This window comes from Brucella sp. NBRC 113783 (assembly GCF_040372265.1).
GTDB lineage: Bacteria > Pseudomonadota > Alphaproteobacteria > Rhizobiales > Rhizobiaceae > Brucella > Brucella teleogrylli.
In genome coordinates, this window is sequence record NZ_BAABRX010000011.1 from 49,262 (window position 1) to 65,547 (window position 16,286).

The following is a 16,286-nucleotide window of genomic DNA, read 5'->3' on the forward strand; positions in this document are numbered from 1 at the left end:
CATAAGTGCCGTCGACAACTTACAGGCCCTTGAAACGGCACCCAGTCGCCGTGGTGAACAAATTACGGCGCGCAGAACGCCGTGATTATCAATTTGCCGGCTAATCTCCCGACGGCAAAGGTGCACCTCATTCTGCGGAGGAGGCGCGGCAGTTCTGCCAGGCCCCAGCTGCGACATGGGATTTCATGCCGCCTGACTTTGAAGCGATCGCCATGCAGGGCAGGATTTCAAATCCGTAATAGCACGAAAATACCGTCTTGACTCTCAATCTGACATGTTACATGTCTAATTAAGAAATGGGAGGAAATCATGCAAAATTATCTTCTGGGCGCGAGCGCGCTTTGTCTTATTGCCTTGTCCAGTCCGGCTTCAGCTGCCTGTTCCGACGCGGATCGCGTCGAGATCACCTGGTCTACCATTGCAGGCTTTTACACCGACGCCATGGCGCAACTCGTCAATGACTTTCAGGAAAAGGAATGCGCCAAGGTCAATGTCATCAACATTGATAATTCCCAGCTCTATAACAAACAGGTTATCGAGATGGTGGGGCAGACCGGCGCTTATGATGTCGTGACGCTCAACAACGCGGAATATGCGGAGTTTGCAGATAACGGCTTCATTCTGCCGATGACGGATTTTCTGAAAGACAAGCAAAGCATCATTGACGATATTCACCCCACTCTCGCCAATATGACGATCCGTTATAAGGACGATCTGTGGGGATTGCCTTATTATACCTATTCCTCGGGCTTCTTCTATCGCGCCGACCTTTGGGAAGATCCAGCGGAGCAGGCCGCCTTTAAAGCCAAATATGGCTACGAGCTGGCGAAGCCCGCCGACTGGAAGCAGCATCGCGACATGGCCGAGTTTTTCACGCGCAAAGCGGGCGAAAAACTGAAAGGTGAAGTTCTGAAAAAAGACTTCTACGGTGTCGGTCTGATGGCCGGTCGTTTTCCCGACATTCAGGACGAGTTATCGGCGCCTTTGTGGGACATGAAGTCCGACTGGCTGAACAGTGAGGGCAAGGTTCCTGTCGATGACGTCGAGAAGGTCCTGTCCGATTATATCGAACTTCTGAAATTCGCGCCTCCCGCGGCTTTGACCGTCACCTATGACGGTGTCATGAACCAGATGCGCGACGGCCAGATTGCGATGACGCATGACTTCTTCCTCGACCAATGGCCAAATGCGGTCAAAACCGAGGAAAGCGTGCCCGGAGCGAAAATGGCCGTCGCGGAGGCACCGGGTAAAATGTCTTATGTCGGCGGCTTCCTTCTGGCGGTTTCGTCGAGTTCGGCAAATCCAGATATGGCAATGAAGTTCATTGCCCATATCGGAGGACCGGAAGCGCAGGCGAAGTTTGCATCCTATGGCGGTGCGACCACCCTCATGTCGATCCTGACCGATCCGAAATTCCAGACGCCGGAAGCGCGCAAGACCAATGGCGAATATGCAACGCTGGCCAAGGTCTTCGAGAGCATGAACGGTTTCACGTCCAATCTCGTCTCCTCGCCATTTGGCGCCAAGATCTACAACACGATGCAAATTCCGTTGCAGTCAGCGGCGGCCGGTCAGTTGACCGCGCGGCAGGCGGCTGAAAGCCTTGCGACTGAAGTCGAGAAGATTTGCGGTGGTCCTTGCCCCATCGGCAAGTAAATATGGTCGGGGTCGGGACATGTTCCGACCGACCGATCAGTTGGCATATTTCGCGGAAGCGTTGAGCGCCCCGTCGGAAATGTCTGATATACATCGGAGCGGCTTTTGCCTTGAGGGCACCCGCAGGCCGCTCCGGTACCCCTACTCAGAAACAGTCCGGGTTCCTGTCATGAACAGTTATCATGCTCCACCTGCAAAGGTGGCGTCCGACCGCGCATTCTCGGTCCTGCTTATCGTTCCCGCGATGCTGGTCATCGTTATCTTCGCGCTGTTGCCGCTTTATTATGCGGTGGACGTATCTTTCCGTTTTGCCGACCTCTCACGCGGCAAGCTGGGAGACTATGTCGGACTCGACAATTTCCGCACGATATTTGCCGACCAGGCCTTCTGGGCTGCGGCTTGGATCACGCTGAAATTCACCATCGTATCGGTCGGCCTGCAAATGTCGTTCGGCATAGCGATTGCGTTTCTCATCCACGGGGCGAGCTATGGCAAGGGCCTCATCCGATCGATCATGATCCTGCCTCTGGCGACTTCGGCTGCCGTGACGGGGCTGTTCTGGCGCTACCTCTATGATACGCAGTTCGGCGTCGTAAACTGGGTGCTGGGCGCCTTCGGTCTGCCGGAGCCCAACTGGCTCGGCGATTTCAATATCGCGCTCTGGTCCGTCATTATTTTTGACGTCTGGCAGTGGACGCCCTTTGTGGCCCTGATCGTGCTGGCCGGGCTTCAGGCGCTGCCCAAGGAACCTTTCGAGGCTGCCGAACTGGACGGCGCATCCACATGGCGCGTCCTGCGCACGTTGACCTTTCCATTGCTCAAGCCGGTTCTGTTCCTGATTCTCGTGCTGCGGACCATTGATTGCGTTCGTCTCTATGATGCGGTCGCGGTGCTGACGCAGGGTGGTCCTGGCACCTCGACGGAAACCATGACCTTCTATCTCTATCGCACAGGCTTGAAGCTTTTCCGCATGGACTATGCTTCGACCATGGCTGTCTTTTTCCTTTACGTGATGCTTGTGGCGTCAATCTTCGCGCTCAAGCCTTTGCTCAAGCAGTTCACCGATCGTGCAGGGGAGGCATGAGATGTTGCAACACAAGACATCATCACTGAAAGAAATTCTGCGCTATGCGGCGATCCTTGTCGTACTTCTGTTCTTTTTCTTTCCGATTTTCTGGATGCTGCTGACGAGCTTCAAGCCGGAATCGGCGATCATGGTGTCGCCACCCCAGTTTTTCTTCACGCCGACACTGGAAAACTACCAGCATGCGCTCTTTGACAAGGGGTTCCTTTTCTATGTGCGCAATACGCTCATCATTTCGGTGATCTCGACTGCAATCGTGATCGTTGTCGGCTCGCTCGCGGCTTACAGTTTCGCCCGTTATAATGTTGGCGATGGTCATGTGCTGTTCTTCATCCTGTCCACCAAGATGATGCCAGCCATTGCGGTGATCCTGCCTTATTTTCTGATCTTTCGCGATATCGGGCGCACCGGATTTGGCAAGTTCATGCATTTGGGGCTCGACCAGCATGGCGCATTGATCGTGTCCTATGTGATGTTCAATCTGCCGTTCGCCATCTGGCTTCTGGTCAGCTTCTTTCAGGACATTCCGCGTGAACTGGAACAGTCGGCGCGTATGGACGGTCTCAGTCGCATGAAAGTACTGCGCAAGGTGACGTTACCGCTGGCTGCACCCGGCATTGCCGTGACCACGGTTTTCACCCTGATTTTTTGCTGGAACGAGTTCCTCTTCGCCTACATTCTCACCCGCAAATTTGCCTCGACGGTGACGGTCGGCGTTGAAAGCTTCTTCACCCTGCAAGGCATTCTCTGGGGTCCCGTCGCAGCAGCGGCAACGATCTCGGTCGCGCCGATGCTTCTCTTCGTCCTTTTGATGCAGCGCTATATGGTCCGCGGACTGACTTTCGGCGCGGTGAGGGGGTAACGATGTCTTTCTCACAAATCTGGGATGCGGGCTTCAAGTCCGTGATGATCTACATCGGCGTTGTCTTCTTCTGGCTCTGCTTTCTTGAAGCACATTTTCCTGACCGTGGGTTTTCGGTCACGATCATGAATATCGTCGCCGCCATACTCGCCATTGGCTTCTTCATTTTCGCCCGTCAAAGCTGCCGCAAGGAGCGTGCGCTGGCCGAAGCTGAAATCGCCGCCCTCATGAAAGAGGTGGACTGACCATGTATAGTTTTGTCAACGTCCATAAACGTTACGGCTTGCGAACGGTTGCGCTGCGCAAGATCAATCTGGATATTCAAAAGCGTAGCTTCTTCGTTCTCTACGGTCCAGCAGGTGCCGGAAAGTCAACGATGCTCAACCTTTTGGGCGGCATCACCAGGCCGACATCGGGCGATATTCAGCGCGACGGCGTTTCCCTGTTGCCGCTGCCGCCCGAACGGCGCGATGCTGCGATGGCGTTTGAAAATTACGCGCTTTATTCGCATCTGAGCGTCGGCGAAAACCTCGCCTTTCCGCTCAAGGCGCGCAAGATGTCGCGTGCGGAAGTCGAAGACAGGGTCAAGCGGGTCTCGGGGATGCTCGGCATCGGCCATCTGCTCGATCGCCGTCCGGGCTTCCTGTCTGGCGGGCAGCGTCAGCGCGTGGCTTTGGGACGCGCTATCATCCGCCCGGCCGACATTTATCTTCTGGACGAACCCATCGGCCACCTTGACGCAAAGCTGCGTCACCAGATGCGGGCTGAACTCAAGGCGCTTGCGCAAGACCTCAATGCGACCGTGGTGTTCACCACCACCTCCAGTCGTGAGGCATTGGCGCTCGGCGACCGCATCGCGGTGCTCAATCTGGGCAAGCTGGAACAGGTTGGAACCCCTGCGGAGCTTTACCACAGGCCCGAAAACGCTTTTGTTGCCTCCTTCATTGGCGATCCCCCAATGAGTTTCGTTTCCGTGCGTGTGACAGGCGAAGGCAAGAGCGTCGGACTGACAAGCCTGGCCGGTGAAAAGATTGTCTCCGATGAACATTTCAGCCGCTTCAGCAAGCTGGATGATCTCAAGGCCGGCTTCCGGGCGGAAGCGGTTTCGCTTGGCGAAGCAGGTAAGTCCGGCACGATTGCAGGGCAGGTCAGCGTCGTCGAGCATCTTGGTTATGCGAATATTGCCGTCGTCAATGTGGGTGGGGATCAGGTGTCGATATCGCTGCCGACAACGACCTCTGTGCGCGCTGGTGACAGGGTCGGCGTTGCAATCGATCCCGGCAAGTTTCAGTTGTTCCAGGGCGAAAAGGCTCTGGAAGGAAGGGCCTGACACATGGCATCGATAAGAGCGGAAAACCTCGTCAAGCGATACGGCACCGTGGAAGCCGTGCACCCGCTGAATTTTGAGATTAATGACGGTGAATTCGTTGCTATTTTGGGGCCTTCCGGCTGCGGCAAGTCCTCGACCATGCGCATGATCGCTGGCCTTGAAACTGTCTCGGATGGCGCCATTTATTTCGACGGTAAAAAGGTCAACGATGTGCGCGCTCGCGATCGCAACGTCGCCATGAGCTTTGAGAATTACGCACTCTATGCGCCGATTACCGTTTTCGAAAACATCGCCTTTCCCCTGCGCGCATCCGGCATGAGCGATGCGGAGGTAAAAAAGCGTGTGCGCGACATCGCATCCAAGATGGAGCTGGAGTCTTTGCTCTCGTTGCGTCCGGGCGGTCTGTCGTCGGGGCAGGCGCAGCGTGTTTCACTGGCGCGCGCCTTGGTCAGAAAGCCGTCGGTCTTTTTGCTGGACGAGCCTATCAGCCATCTCGATACGCGTCAGCGTTATCGCATGCGGCGGTTCATCAAGGCGATCCATCAGGAATTCGCCCATACGATGATCTATGTGACCCATGATCAGGAAGAGGCTCTTGCGCTCGCCGACCGCATCATGGTGATGAGCAACGGCAATATCCAGCAATTCGACGTCCCATCGGAGATTTATCAACGCCCGAAAAATGCCTTTGTGGCGGGATTTGTCGGCGAGCCGCCGATCAATTTTCTCCCCTATAAGGCAGCCTCTAACCGTGCACTGGATGTGGAGGGCAATCATATCGATCTGCCGGACCATCTGCTGCCGCGTCTGCAAGAGGTCGGGCCGCAGGGACAGATCGCCGTGCGACCGCATTTCCTGAAACTCGGCGCGCATGGTCCGATCCAGTTGAAAGCCAAAGCCTTCATTACCGAGGAATTGCAGGATCACAGCATTGTCTTTGCCGATGTCGGCGCGACCCGCATATCCATCGTTACAGCGCCGGATATTCGTGTGGAACGCGGTGAGGCGATCGCGATTTCCATCGATCCGTCGCAACTGCTTCTGTTTCATGCGGCAAAGGAAGACCAGTTCAAATGACGCGCAAGGCTTATGATTATATCGTCGTCGGTGGCGGCACGTCCGGTTCCTATATCGCGGCTAAAATGGCCGAGCAGGGCGCAAGTGTTCTGGTTCTCGAAGCGGGCGGATCGGATCGCAATCCGCTGATCCAGATGCCGGCAGGTTATGTGAAGTTGCTGAATGCTGCGCGCTATATGTGGTTTTTCCAGTCGGTACGACAGGAACAGCTCAATGGACGCACACCGGTCATTCCGTCCGGCCGCGTCATCGGCGGCGGGTCTTCGGTCAATGCGATGGTTTATATCCGTGGCCAGTCCACCGATTACGACCGCTGGGTGGAGGCGACCGGCGACGAGAGCTGGCGTTACGAGCGACTGCTGCCACTTTTTCGCGCCATTGAAGGCAATAACCGTTTCAACGACGATCTGCATGGCAGCGAAGGACCGATGAAAGTCTCCGACCCGTTGCATGTCAATGAGTTGTCGCGGGCTTATGTGCAGGCAGCGCAGGCCACAGGCCTGCCCTTCAAGGCTGACTTCAATCGCGGTCAGCAGACCGGAGCGGGTTTTTTCCAGCTCAACACGCATAATGGTCGACGCTGTTCGGCAGCCGATGCTTTCCTCTATCCGGCGACGAAAACGGGGCTCATCGATATATCAAGCGGCAGCCTCGTTCATCGCGTGCGCATCGAAAACGGACGTGCAAAGAGCGTAATATTCTCGCGTGGCAATGCCGTAACCGAGATCGAGGCGCAAAAGGAAGTGGTGCTTTGCGCCGGGGCCATCGCCACGCCGAAAATCCTGATGCTGTCGGGCATCGGTCCGCAACAGCATCTGAAGGCGCACGGCATCGATGTTGTGCTGGATCGAGCGGGCGTCGGTGAAAACCTTCAGGATCACACCGAGGTGCCGGTGCTTGCCTTCTGCAACGGCAAATACGGCTATTTCGGGCAGGATAGGGGCTGGAACCAGATCCGCAATGGCCTGCAATATCTTCTGTTCAAAAGCGGTCCTGTCACATCGAACGGGGTGGAAGCCGGTTCGTTCTTCGACCCGGATGATTTCTCCAACGACGCGAAGATACAGCAGTTCTGTATTCCGTCGGTTTATCTCGACCGGGGCACAACCGATCTGAAGCCGAGCTATGGCGTCACCATCAATTCCTGTGTGTTGCGTCCGGCGTCCAGGGGAACGGTACGGCTGAATTCTGGAAGGGCTGACGAACAGCCCCTGGTGAACCCGAATTATCTGTCCGATTCGGAAGATCTGCGCCTGTCTGTCGCGGGCTTGCGTCAGGCGCGCAGGGTGCTGAATTCGGCGCCGCTCAAGCATATGGTCGACCGCGAAATCTTTCCGGGCACCGGCAAGGATACGGATGAAGAGCTGGCCAAACATGCAAGGGCATTCGTCAAAACCGTTTATCATCCGGTCGGTACAGCGCGAATGGGGCGCGAGGACGATCCGAATGCGGTTGTCACCAGCGATCTCAAAGTGATGGGTGTCGAGGGCTTGCGAATCGGCGATACTTCCGCAATGCCAAATATCATCAGTGGCAATACCAACTCGACGACACTTGTGATCGCGGCAAAGGCAGTTGAAGCCATGGCCGGTACTGTGACCGGCGCCATGGGTAGCAAGCGGGCAGGATGATATGAGATCCAAGAAAACGATTGCCAAAATCGTCCGACCGAAACCGGTATCCGAGATCGTGCTGGAACGACTGCGCGCCGATATCGTCAACAACGAATTTGCGCTGGGCGAGAAGATTTCGGAGGGCCAGCTTTCGGAACTTTATCAGGTCACGAAGGCGCCGATCCGGTCCGCTTATATCCGCCTCGAAGCAGAAGGGCTGATTGAAATCCGGGCGCAGTCTGGAACTTTTGTTTTCAAGCCGACGCCGCAGGAGCTTCAGGCTCTGTCCGAGCTGCGCACGGCGCTGGAACTTGAGGCAATTTCTCTTGCCATGCAGCGCAGCCTGCGTGTGTTGCAGCGCAGCGTCAGCGAGATTTATGACGAGATGGTCGATTGCGCCCAGCGCGGGGCAATTGATGAATATCAAAAGCTCGATACGCGGTTGCATCTTCTGTTCGTGGAAAGTGCATGTTCGCCTTTCCTGGAGGAAACATTCACCAGCAAGGTTAATAGCCGCTTTGCCGCGCTCCGCACGCGTTTCAGCCAACAGCCGCAGCATGTCGAACATTCGCTCAGCGAGCATAAGGGATTGCGCGATGCAATCGAAGCCAATGATGTGGAAGCGGTGCGCAAACTCCTGCGCCAGCACATCGGCTATTCTGAAGTCTATTACGCCGGTCTGATGGACGAGTGACGGCATGACAAATCCCGACCGCAGTGCAGAAATTTCTAACATGTTACATGTTTCAGGCGAGCCATTGATGTGGGCCGTCGTTTGCGATGCGCCGGACGAGAAGATGGAGGGTGTCAGCCTGCGCCGGATTCCGCGTCCACAACCTTCTAAAGGGCAGGTCCGCGTCCGCGTTGAGGCGGCATCGCTCAATCCCGTGGACTGGAAACTTGCGACCGGCTTTGCGCCATGGTGGCAAGGAACCGGCGCGCATGTGGTTGGCCTTGATGGCGCAGGCGTGATCGACAGTCTGGGACCGGACGTGACGGGCTGGAACGTGGGGGATCGAGTCCTATGGCACAGCGACCTTAACCGGCAGGGCGTTTTGGCCGGATTTGCACTGGCTGACAGCCACGTCCTGTCCCGATTGCCAGACGACATAGCGGCGACGTCTGCGGCGGCGCTACCCTGTGCCGGCCTGACGGCCTATCAGGCATTGGTGCGCAAGGCGCACGTGGAAGCAGGGCAGACCGTACTTGTTCAGGGCGCGAGCGGCGCCGTGGGCGGCTTTGCCATGCAGATCGCCAAATCCAAAGGCGCGACGGTCATCGCTCTGGCGCGTAAGGATCAGGAACCGCGCGTAAGATCGCTTGGCGCGGATCATGTTCTGGACCGCCATGCAAAAGATCTGAAGCAACAAGTGCACGCCCTCACCGATGGTTACGGAGCCGATATCATGCTGGAGGTCGCCAATCCCGGCGATGCGCGGCAGTCACTTGATCTGATCCGCTATAACGGGCATCTGCTCTGCATCGATCCCATGCCGGTTTTGCGTGACGTTCCGCCCTATACCTATGCCGCTTCCATCCATGAGGTGGCGCTGGGCGGCGCCTATGCCGCCGGGCATGTTCCCACCCAGCGAGACTTCGCCGTGATGGGCGACGCCATGCTGGCGCTTTTGCAGCACAAGAAAATCGACCCGATGATCGAGCAGCTCATTGCGCTGGACGAGGCGGTCGATGCACTCAAGAACATGCGCGAACGTAACGTATTGGGGAAAATCGTGGTGCGGATCGGAGAGGCTTCATGAGCAACCTGTCTTCCGTCCATGGCATTCGTTTTCCGGGCCGCTATATCCAGGGGCCCAATGTCTTCGCGCAACTGGGGCAGCACAGTCGCGAACTTGGCGTCGAACCTTTGGCGCTTCTGGACGGGTTTCTTTTCGCGGAACTGGAACCGCGCCTGCGTTCCGCCTTCGGCGAGGCCATGCAGCCAGTGGCTGTCAGACATGGCGGCGAGTGTTCGGAAACGGAAGTGGAGCATGTCCAGAAACTGGCCACCACATCGTCCTCAGACCTGATCGTCGGGATCGGTGGTGGCAAGGTGCTCGATACGGCTAAGGCTGTCGCTCACCGGCTCGGCGTTCCGGTTGTCGTCGTGCCGACAATTGCCGCGTCTGACGCGCCGTGCAGCGCGCTTGCCGTGGTTTATCGTGATGATGGTACGGTGGCCTATGATCTGTTCCTGCCGCGCAATCCAGATCTCGTCCTTGTCGATACGCTGCTGATCGCGCGCGCTCCCTCCCGTTTTCTGGCGGCGGGGATCGGCGATGCACTTGCCACCTTCTATGAGGCCGAGGCCTGCCGCCGAAGTGGTGCGGCGAACTGCATGGGTCTGCCCGGCACCAATCTGGCTTTTGCCATTGCCTCCAGATGCCGGGACGAAATCTTTGCCTTCGGTGAAGAAGCACTTGCGCAATGCGACCGCAACGAGGCGGGCCCGGCGCTGGAACGCGTCGTCGAAGCCACCATTCTCTTGTCGGGCATTGGCTTTGAATCCGGCGGCGTTGCAGCCGCCCACGCCATTCACCATGGCCTTTGCGAACTGGATGACGTGCACCATCATCTGCATGGCGAAAAGGTCGCGATCGGCGTGCTGGCGGGACTGCTCATTGCTGGCGAAACAGAAGAATTCGAGCGCGTACGCAGCTTTTGTCAATCGGTGCGCCTTCCCACCCGCCTGTCCGATATCGGCATAACTGAGGTGACGGAACAAAAACTTAGCGTCGTCGCAAGGCGCGCCACCCGCGAAGGCGAGATTATTCACAACGAGCCGATGCCCGTTACAGCCAACATGGTGGTTTCGGCGCTCAGGGCACTGGCTTCGTGATTTCAAGGACAAATGAGGAGGTTAATCAAAATGGATGTAAGCACATTCGCAAAGCCGGTATTTGACGGCAAAGTTGTGATCGTTTCCGGCGGCACCAGCGGCATCGGTCTTGCCATGGCGCGCGGTTTTGCCGAAGCCGGTGCGACCGTCATCGCGACGGGCAGTTCCGCACAGCGTATCGCAGAGGCCGCACAGTTTGCGACTGACCGGCTGTCGTTCCAGCGTCTGGATGTGCGCGATGCGCCAGCTGCTGATGCATTTTTTGCCAAACTGGAACGTCTGGATGTTCTGGTAAATTGTCAGGGCATTTCCCGCCCGGACAAGGAATGGGATGAAGATACATTCCTGAATGTGATCGATATCAACCTGTCGAGCGCCATGCGCCTTGCCCGCAGCGCTTATCCTCTCTTGAAGGCGAGCGGCGGCAATATCATCAATGTGGCGTCGATGCTGAGCTATCTTGCCGATGAAACCGTGCCCGCCTACACCGCGAGCAAGGCGGGTATCGTCGGTCTGACCCGCGCCATGGCGCATAAATATGGTCGTGACGGCGTGCGCGTCAATGCGGTCGCGCCGGGCTATCACAAGACCGACATGACGAAAGACCTCTGGCAGGTCGAGGGCAGTGCGGACAAGATCGCCCAGCGCTCGGCGCTGAAGCGGTGGGGCACGGTGGACGATCTGGTCGGGCCGACGCTTTTCCTTGCGTCACCTGCGGCAGCTTTCGTCACCGGCGCCGTATTGCCGGTTGATGGTGGCTATCACAGCGGCTGACGCATTTTCCAGATTGTGGCTCCGCAGGCAGAAGGTGCGGAGCCATTAATACAATTAATGACATGTTACATTTCTGTTTGCATGGGCATATTCGGCAACGGACAGCGAGCATTTGATGAAAAGACGATATTACGCCGGTTGGGATTTCAGACGCGCCCGCAACATCGAGGAACTGCGTTTGATCGCGCGCCGCCGAACCCCGAATTTCTGCTTCGAATATGTCGAAGGCGGAGCGGATGACGAGGTGACGTTGCGCCGCAACCGGGAAGTCTTCGAACAGATCGGCTTTCTGCCGCGCACGCTGGTCGATGTGACCAGTCGAAACCAGTCGGTCGAGCTCTTCGGCCAGCGTGTCGCGAGCCCGTTTGCTATCGGGCCGACCGGCTTTAACGGAATGCTCACGCATCAGGGCGACCTGAAGCTTGCGCGCGCCGCTGCGAAAGCTGACATTCCGTTCACGCTCAGCAATGTCTCGAATACCTCGATGGAAGATATCGCCGAACATGCAGGCGGTATGTTGTGGATGCAGGTCTATATGTACCGGACACGCGAATTCGTCCGCAAAGTCGCTGAACGCGCCAAGGCCGCCGGGTTTCAAGGCCTTGTGGTCACGACGGATATTCCGGTCTATGGCAATCGCGAATGGGACCTTCGCAATTTTCGCCGCCCCATGAAGCTCAATCTGCGCAACCTTATCGACACGGCTCTGCATCCGCGCTGGTTGCTGGATGTGCCGATCCCGCATGGTTTGCCGCGTTTCAAGAACCTTGGCGATCTTCTGCCGCCGGGACAGGACTCTGCCAAGGGCGCATCGGCGGTTTTGGGTCGCGAGCTTGATCCATCTCTCAACTGGAACGACATTCGTTGGCTGCGCGATCTGTGGCCGGGAAAACTCATCGTGAAAGGCGTCTCGACGGGAGCGGATGCAAGGCTGGCACTCGATTGCGGCGCCGATGGGATCGTGATTTCCAACCACGGCGGACGTCAGCTTGACGGTGCGGTATCGACTCTGGAAGTGCTTCCGGAAATTGCCGCCGAGCTGAAAGGCAAGCTTGCTATCATGCTGGACGGCGGCTTCCGGCGCGGCACCGATATTCTCAAGGCCAAGGCTCTGGGAGCTGATCTTGTGCTAATCGGCCGCGCGGGGATTTATGGTCTGGCCGCAGGCGGTGAGGCTGGCGCGCAGCATGCCATCGGCATCCTGGCGTCGGAGGTGGACCGCGGGCTGGGACTTCTTGGATGCCCCGATATTGCGACCCTCAACAAGGATGCGCTGAGGTTTCGTCCGCTGCACGATTATTCTGTGCCGCAAGAGACGAGACACGGCATCTAGCCTGTTCAAACGATTCATGCGCTGAAAGGCGAAAAGATACCGAAAGGGAGTGAGACATATGGAGAAGGACGCCAAATTGAGCACGGCAAAAACGGTGATCGTGACGGGCGCTGGTGGCAATCTGGGCGCGAAGGCAGTCGCCGCACTAGCCGCAGCGCCCTGGTGCGAGAAAGTCATCGGTTTCTATTCGCCCAATCGCACACCGCCGAAACCGGAGAACGACAAGATCGAAGTCGTGGTGGCCGATCTGACGGATGCAAACGGAAGCTGGCGTCAGCACCTTGAAGGCGTGGATGCCGTTGTTCATTTTGCCGCAAAAAACCCCGTGCCGGACTCCACATGGTCCGAAGCGGCTGCGTCATTCGACATGACCGTCAATCTCGGACTCGCTTGTCTTGAGCATGGCGTCGCCCGTTATGTCTTCTGCTCGTCCAATCACGCGATGGGCGGCTACAAGGATGGCGAATTGGCCGCCACCATGGCTCCGGGTGCCCTCCGCGAGGAACTGGCGCCAGCACCGGGCACCCGCTGGAACGATGGCACGAAGGATATCGACTCGACGGCGTATGGTTCCTCCAAGATCATGGGTGAGCGTTTCGTCGCCGGTCTTGCCGCTGGTTCGAAGGGACGTCTGAGCGCTGTGTCGTTGCGCGTCGGTTGGGCGTTGCCCGGCGACAATGATCCTGCCGATATCAGCACATCCGGCTCGCCCAGCGGGCAGAGCGCGACCAGCGCCGCCGACGCAGAGGAAGCGCGCACATTGCGATGGTTCCGCAATATGTGGTTATCCAACGGCGATTTCGAACAGCTTGTCTTTACCAGCGTTACCGCATCGAGCGACACTTGGCCCGAGCAAGGCATTGTGGTTAACGGTGTATCGGCGAATGCCGGTTCAGACTGGAGCCTCGAAAATGGCAAACGCTTCCTCGGCTATCATCCGCAGGACGATCTTTACGCCCGCATCGCCCAATGAATGGAGGAGACCCCAATCATGACCGAACAGAATAACAATCCGGACGAAATCACCCTGATCATTGGCAGCTATACGGACTCACTGCCGCATGTGCATGCCCGCGGGCAGGGGATCAGCGTTCTTCGGCTTTCGAGCGAAAGCGGTCGGATCACACCGGTTTCGCAATTCGCGGGGCTTCGCAACCCGACTTATCTGACGCTATCTGCCGATAAGAAGACGCTTTATGCCGTCGAGGAACTTTCCGCCAAGGATGGCGCGGCGGCGGCAGTGCTCAGCTTCGATAAAGCCTCGGGCGATATGCGCTTGCTCGGCCGCGTCGATGCGATGGGCGACTGGCCTTGCCACGTTGCGCTGGACAAAGCCGAAGACAGGCTTTTTGTTTCCAACTATCTGAGCGGAAATTTCATAACCTGCGAACTCGACGCCGCTGGTGTCCCGACCGGCGTGGTTGTCAATGTTCAGCGCAGTGGGACGGGTCCCAACGAGAGCAGGCAGGAAGGACCGCATGTTCACTGCGCAGCGGTCACTCCCGATGGCAACCACGTTCTGATCTGTGATGCAGGAACGGATGAGATTGCGCGTTATTCACTTGCTGAAGGCTTGATTGCAACAACTCCCGATCGCGTGGTGAAAACCAGAGGCGGGTATCTGCCCCGGCATATGGCGCTTTCGACCGATGGGTCGAAGCTCTTCGTTGTGCATGAACTGGGATGCTCGGTCAGCGCATATGCCCTTGGCGACGATGCAATCCGGCTGATCCAGGAAATCTCCACCTTGCCCGCGGTCTTTACCGGTGAATCGGCTTGCGCGGCAATCCGCGTCCACCCGAACGGACGGTTCGTCTACGCATCCAATCGCGGTCACGATACTATCGTCGCTTTCAAGGTTCATGCTGAAAGTGGAGAAATGGAGGCTGTTGGCTGGTACACGACCCGGGGTGAAACCCCGCGCGATTTCGCTATCGACCCGAGTGGGCGCTATCTGGTTGCGGCCAATCAGGACGGTCATTCGCTCGCGGTCTACAAGATTGATCAGACAAGCGGGGCGCTTTCGCCACTTGGCGAAACTTATGAGATCGGCAGCCCGGTCTCCGTCGTGTTTGCGTGAGGGTCAGCCGTTAAACTCATTAAACTGACGGGCGATGTCGCGGACACAATCCGCCATCGCTCTGAGGATTGCTTCCGCCGGGGTTTCCTCGAACCGATATCGCGGCATGCTGACACTGATACAGCCCAGTACCTGCCTGTTGCGATCCACGATAGCGCGACCGTAACAGCAGATATCGTCCTCGTTTTCTTGCAGATCGTGCGAATAACCGCGCTCACGGGTTGCCTCGATTTCACGGGCGAAATCGTCGCGACCGGTAATCGTTTGGCGCGTTCTTTGGGGAAGGGGCAGCGTGTCGAGTGTTGCCTGAATTTCAGCCTGATCAAGCGCCGCAAGCCAGGCTTTCCCGACCGCGCTGGAGTGAAGCGGCACCCTTGTGCCCACCCGGGACATCATCCTGACGGTCCGGTTGCTTTCCAGCTTGTCGATATAGATCATTTCATTGCCGCTGCGGATCGCCAGATGGATTGTCTCATCGATGGCGTCGCGCAGCCGCACCAGCGGCAATTCCGCCGCTTGTCTCAAATCCGAACGCTCCCAGCTGCGTGCGGCAAGGCTGATAAGCCGCGGGCCCAGCAACAACAAGCCCGATCCCCGAACTTCCGTCAGCATACCTTCGGCCTTGAGCGCCGCAACGATGCGATAAACCGTAGGGCGAGGCAAATCGACCGCCGTGGCAAGCCTGGCAGTCGTCAGCGGTTGTTCCTGATCGCTGACAGCCTGCAAGACCTGCATGAAACGGGAGAACGCGGCGGTGCCGGGTACTTTTTCCTGCATTGTCAGGATCTATTCTCCCTGTTTCGGCGGTCCTTCGGCCTTTGGTTAGGCTATTAGGTAGCCGCCATCGACGGGCATGACAATACCGGTGACAAAGGCTGCCGCAGGGCTGCAAAGAAACGCGACAACGCCAGCAATATCCTCCGGCTTGCCCCAGCGCTTCATCGGGGTCCGGTCGAGGATGGGCCCGGAACGCGTGGGGTCGTCCTGTAAAGCCTGTGTCAACGGCGTGGCGATCCAGCCGGGTGCAACAGCATTCACCCGGATGCCGTCGGGAGCATAGGCGATAGCCAGCGATTTGGTGAGCTGAGCCACGCCGCCCTTGCTGGCGCTATAGGCGGGGACAAGCCCGCCGCCGAAGAAGGACAGCATGGAAGCGGTGTTGACGATGGCGCCTTTGCCTTCCGCGAGTTTGCTGCGCGCTGCCGTGCAGACGCGCATCGTGCCGGTAAGATTGATGGCGAGCACTTTTTCAAACACGTCGAGTTCATGTTCCTCATGCCGCCGGATGACGCCTGCGCAATTGACCACCATGTCGAGCCGGTCGAGACCGTCAATCAGCGCCTGAACGCCATTTGCATCGCAAACATCCAGTTCATGATAGCTGATATCGAGACCTGCTTCCGGCTTTGACTGGTCGCTACCGAGGCCAACGGCGACGACACGCGCGCCAAGCCTGGCAAGGCCGGTCGCAATTCCGGCTCCAATACCGGTTGTGGCTCCGGTGACGAGCGCCAGTTTGCCTGAAAACAGATCGGGGGCATAGGTCATGGTGAAAACTCTTTGACGGGTTGGGAGAATGGGAGCGTGCAACTGGTGCTGCAAAAAGGCAGGATTCAAACCTGCCTTTTTGACTTACTT

The 16,286-nt window shown here is 57.6% G+C and carries 16 protein-coding genes; 14 read left to right on the forward strand and 2 right to left on the reverse strand.

Annotation, left to right across the window (positions count from 1 at the left end; all coding sequences use genetic code 11):
* Positions 1-309 precede the first annotated feature (309 nt).
* From ABWW11_RS22410 to ABWW11_RS22475, 14 genes are all read left to right on the forward strand, one after another.
* Positions 310-1,656 carry an ABC transporter substrate-binding protein gene (locus ABWW11_RS22410; RefSeq protein ID WP_109365614.1) on the forward strand — a complete coding sequence of 449 codons (1,347 nt, stop codon included), beginning with the start codon at positions 310-312 and terminating at the stop codon, positions 1,654-1,656.
* A gap of 169 nt (positions 1,657-1,825) precedes the next feature.
* Complete coding sequence (locus ABWW11_RS22415; protein ID WP_109365615.1) at positions 1,826-2,740, forward strand: carbohydrate ABC transporter permease; 915 nt, start codon at positions 1,826-1,828, stop codon at positions 2,738-2,740.
* Between the two features lies 1 nt (position 2,741).
* The gene (locus ABWW11_RS22420) at positions 2,742-3,602 is read left to right on the forward strand and encodes a carbohydrate ABC transporter permease (protein WP_319080422.1); all 861 of its coding nucleotides are present in this window, start codon (positions 2,742-2,744) and stop codon (positions 3,600-3,602) included.
* Between the two features lie 2 nt (positions 3,603-3,604).
* Positions 3,605-3,847, forward strand: a complete 243-nt coding sequence (locus ABWW11_RS22425; protein ID WP_109365617.1) for a hypothetical protein — start codon at positions 3,605-3,607, stop codon at positions 3,845-3,847.
* A 2-nt stretch (positions 3,848-3,849) separates the two neighbouring features.
* Positions 3,850-4,932, forward strand: a complete 1,083-nt coding sequence (locus tag ABWW11_RS22430; RefSeq protein ID WP_109365618.1) for an ABC transporter ATP-binding protein — start codon at positions 3,850-3,852, stop codon at positions 4,930-4,932.
* Between the two features lie 3 nt (positions 4,933-4,935).
* Complete coding sequence (locus ABWW11_RS22435) at positions 4,936-6,009, forward strand: ABC transporter ATP-binding protein (RefSeq protein ID WP_319080421.1); 1,074 nt, start codon at positions 4,936-4,938, stop codon at positions 6,007-6,009.
* A complete protein-coding gene (locus tag ABWW11_RS22440; protein WP_109365620.1) occupies positions 6,006-7,640 on the forward strand; it encodes a GMC family oxidoreductase in 1,635 nt (544 codons plus the stop codon). The genes ABWW11_RS22435 and ABWW11_RS22440 overlap by 4 nt, the downstream gene beginning before the upstream one ends.
* A 1-nt stretch (position 7,641) precedes the next feature.
* On the forward strand, positions 7,642-8,316 hold the full coding sequence (locus ABWW11_RS22445) for a GntR family transcriptional regulator (protein WP_109365621.1): 675 nt from the start codon (positions 7,642-7,644) through the stop codon (positions 8,314-8,316).
* A 67-nt stretch (positions 8,317-8,383) separates the two neighbouring features.
* The gene (locus tag ABWW11_RS22450) at positions 8,384-9,382 is read left to right on the forward strand and encodes a zinc-binding dehydrogenase (protein ID WP_319080420.1); all 999 of its coding nucleotides are present in this window, start codon (positions 8,384-8,386) and stop codon (positions 9,380-9,382) included.
* Positions 9,379-10,461, forward strand: coding sequence for a glycerol dehydrogenase (locus tag ABWW11_RS22455; protein WP_109365623.1), 1,083 nt, complete (start codon positions 9,379-9,381; stop codon positions 10,459-10,461). Before ABWW11_RS22450 ends, ABWW11_RS22455 begins: the two co-directional genes overlap by 4 nt.
* A gap of 30 nt (positions 10,462-10,491) precedes the next feature.
* A complete protein-coding gene (locus ABWW11_RS22460) occupies positions 10,492-11,235 on the forward strand; it encodes an SDR family NAD(P)-dependent oxidoreductase (protein ID WP_109365624.1) in 744 nt (247 codons plus the stop codon).
* Between the two features lie 115 nt (positions 11,236-11,350).
* Positions 11,351-12,568, forward strand: a complete 1,218-nt coding sequence (locus ABWW11_RS22465) for an alpha-hydroxy acid oxidase (RefSeq protein WP_109365625.1) — start codon at positions 11,351-11,353, stop codon at positions 12,566-12,568.
* 76 nt (positions 12,569-12,644) lie between these two features.
* Positions 12,645-13,541, forward strand: a complete 897-nt coding sequence (locus ABWW11_RS22470) for an NAD-dependent epimerase/dehydratase family protein (RefSeq protein ID WP_210205529.1) — start codon at positions 12,645-12,647, stop codon at positions 13,539-13,541.
* A gap of 18 nt (positions 13,542-13,559) precedes the next feature.
* Positions 13,560-14,648 carry a lactonase family protein gene (locus ABWW11_RS22475; RefSeq protein ID WP_181375957.1) on the forward strand — a complete coding sequence of 363 codons (1,089 nt, stop codon included), beginning with the start codon at positions 13,560-13,562 and terminating at the stop codon, positions 14,646-14,648.
* A 3-nt stretch (positions 14,649-14,651) separates the two neighbouring features.
* Here ABWW11_RS22475 and ABWW11_RS22480 read toward each other — a convergent pair whose 3' ends face one another.
* Together ABWW11_RS22480 and ABWW11_RS22485 are read right to left on the reverse strand one after the other, a co-directional pair.
* Positions 14,652-15,425 (reverse strand): IclR family transcriptional regulator, encoded by a 774-nt coding sequence (locus tag ABWW11_RS22480; RefSeq protein WP_109365628.1) that lies wholly within the window; start codon positions 15,423-15,425, stop codon positions 14,652-14,654.
* Positions 15,426-15,470: 45 nt separating this feature from the next.
* Entirely contained in the window at positions 15,471-16,196 is a 726-nt protein-coding gene (locus ABWW11_RS22485) for an SDR family NAD(P)-dependent oxidoreductase (RefSeq protein ID WP_124915796.1), read from the reverse strand.
* Between the last annotated feature and the right edge of the window lie 90 nt (positions 16,197-16,286).

What these genes read in the sequence shown, in the direction of transcription:
- ABWW11_RS22410 (WP_109365614.1), top strand. Translation starts at nt 310, where the DNA reads ATGCAAAATTATCTTCTGGGCGCGAGCGCGCTTTGTCTTATTGCCTTG.
- ABWW11_RS22415 (WP_109365615.1), top strand. Translation starts at nt 1,826, where the DNA reads ATGAACAGTTATCATGCTCCACCTGCAAAGGTGGCGTCCGACCGCGCA.
- ABWW11_RS22420 (WP_319080422.1), top strand. Translation starts at nt 2,742, where the DNA reads ATGTTGCAACACAAGACATCATCACTGAAAGAAATTCTGCGCTATGCG.
- ABWW11_RS22425 (WP_109365617.1), top strand. Translation starts at nt 3,605, where the DNA reads ATGTCTTTCTCACAAATCTGGGATGCGGGCTTCAAGTCCGTGATGATC.
- ABWW11_RS22430 (WP_109365618.1), top strand. Translation starts at nt 3,850, where the DNA reads ATGTATAGTTTTGTCAACGTCCATAAACGTTACGGCTTGCGAACGGTT.
- ABWW11_RS22435 (WP_319080421.1), top strand. Translation starts at nt 4,936, where the DNA reads ATGGCATCGATAAGAGCGGAAAACCTCGTCAAGCGATACGGCACCGTG.
- ABWW11_RS22440 (WP_109365620.1), top strand. Translation starts at nt 6,006, where the DNA reads ATGACGCGCAAGGCTTATGATTATATCGTCGTCGGTGGCGGCACGTCC.
- ABWW11_RS22445 (WP_109365621.1), top strand. Translation starts at nt 7,642, where the DNA reads ATGAGATCCAAGAAAACGATTGCCAAAATCGTCCGACCGAAACCGGTA.
- ABWW11_RS22450 (WP_319080420.1), top strand. Translation starts at nt 8,384, where the DNA reads ATGTGGGCCGTCGTTTGCGATGCGCCGGACGAGAAGATGGAGGGTGTC.
- ABWW11_RS22455 (WP_109365623.1), top strand. Translation starts at nt 9,379, where the DNA reads ATGAGCAACCTGTCTTCCGTCCATGGCATTCGTTTTCCGGGCCGCTAT.
- ABWW11_RS22460 (WP_109365624.1), top strand. Translation starts at nt 10,492, where the DNA reads ATGGATGTAAGCACATTCGCAAAGCCGGTATTTGACGGCAAAGTTGTG.
- ABWW11_RS22465 (WP_109365625.1), top strand. Translation starts at nt 11,351, where the DNA reads ATGAAAAGACGATATTACGCCGGTTGGGATTTCAGACGCGCCCGCAAC.
- ABWW11_RS22475 (WP_181375957.1), top strand. Translation starts at nt 13,560, where the DNA reads ATGACCGAACAGAATAACAATCCGGACGAAATCACCCTGATCATTGGC.
- ABWW11_RS22480 (WP_109365628.1), bottom strand. Translation starts at nt 15,425, where the DNA reads ATGCAGGAAAAAGTACCCGGCACCGCCGCGTTCTCCCGTTTCATGCAG.
- ABWW11_RS22485 (WP_124915796.1), bottom strand. Translation starts at nt 16,196, where the DNA reads ATGACCTATGCCCCCGATCTGTTTTCAGGCAAACTGGCGCTCGTCACC.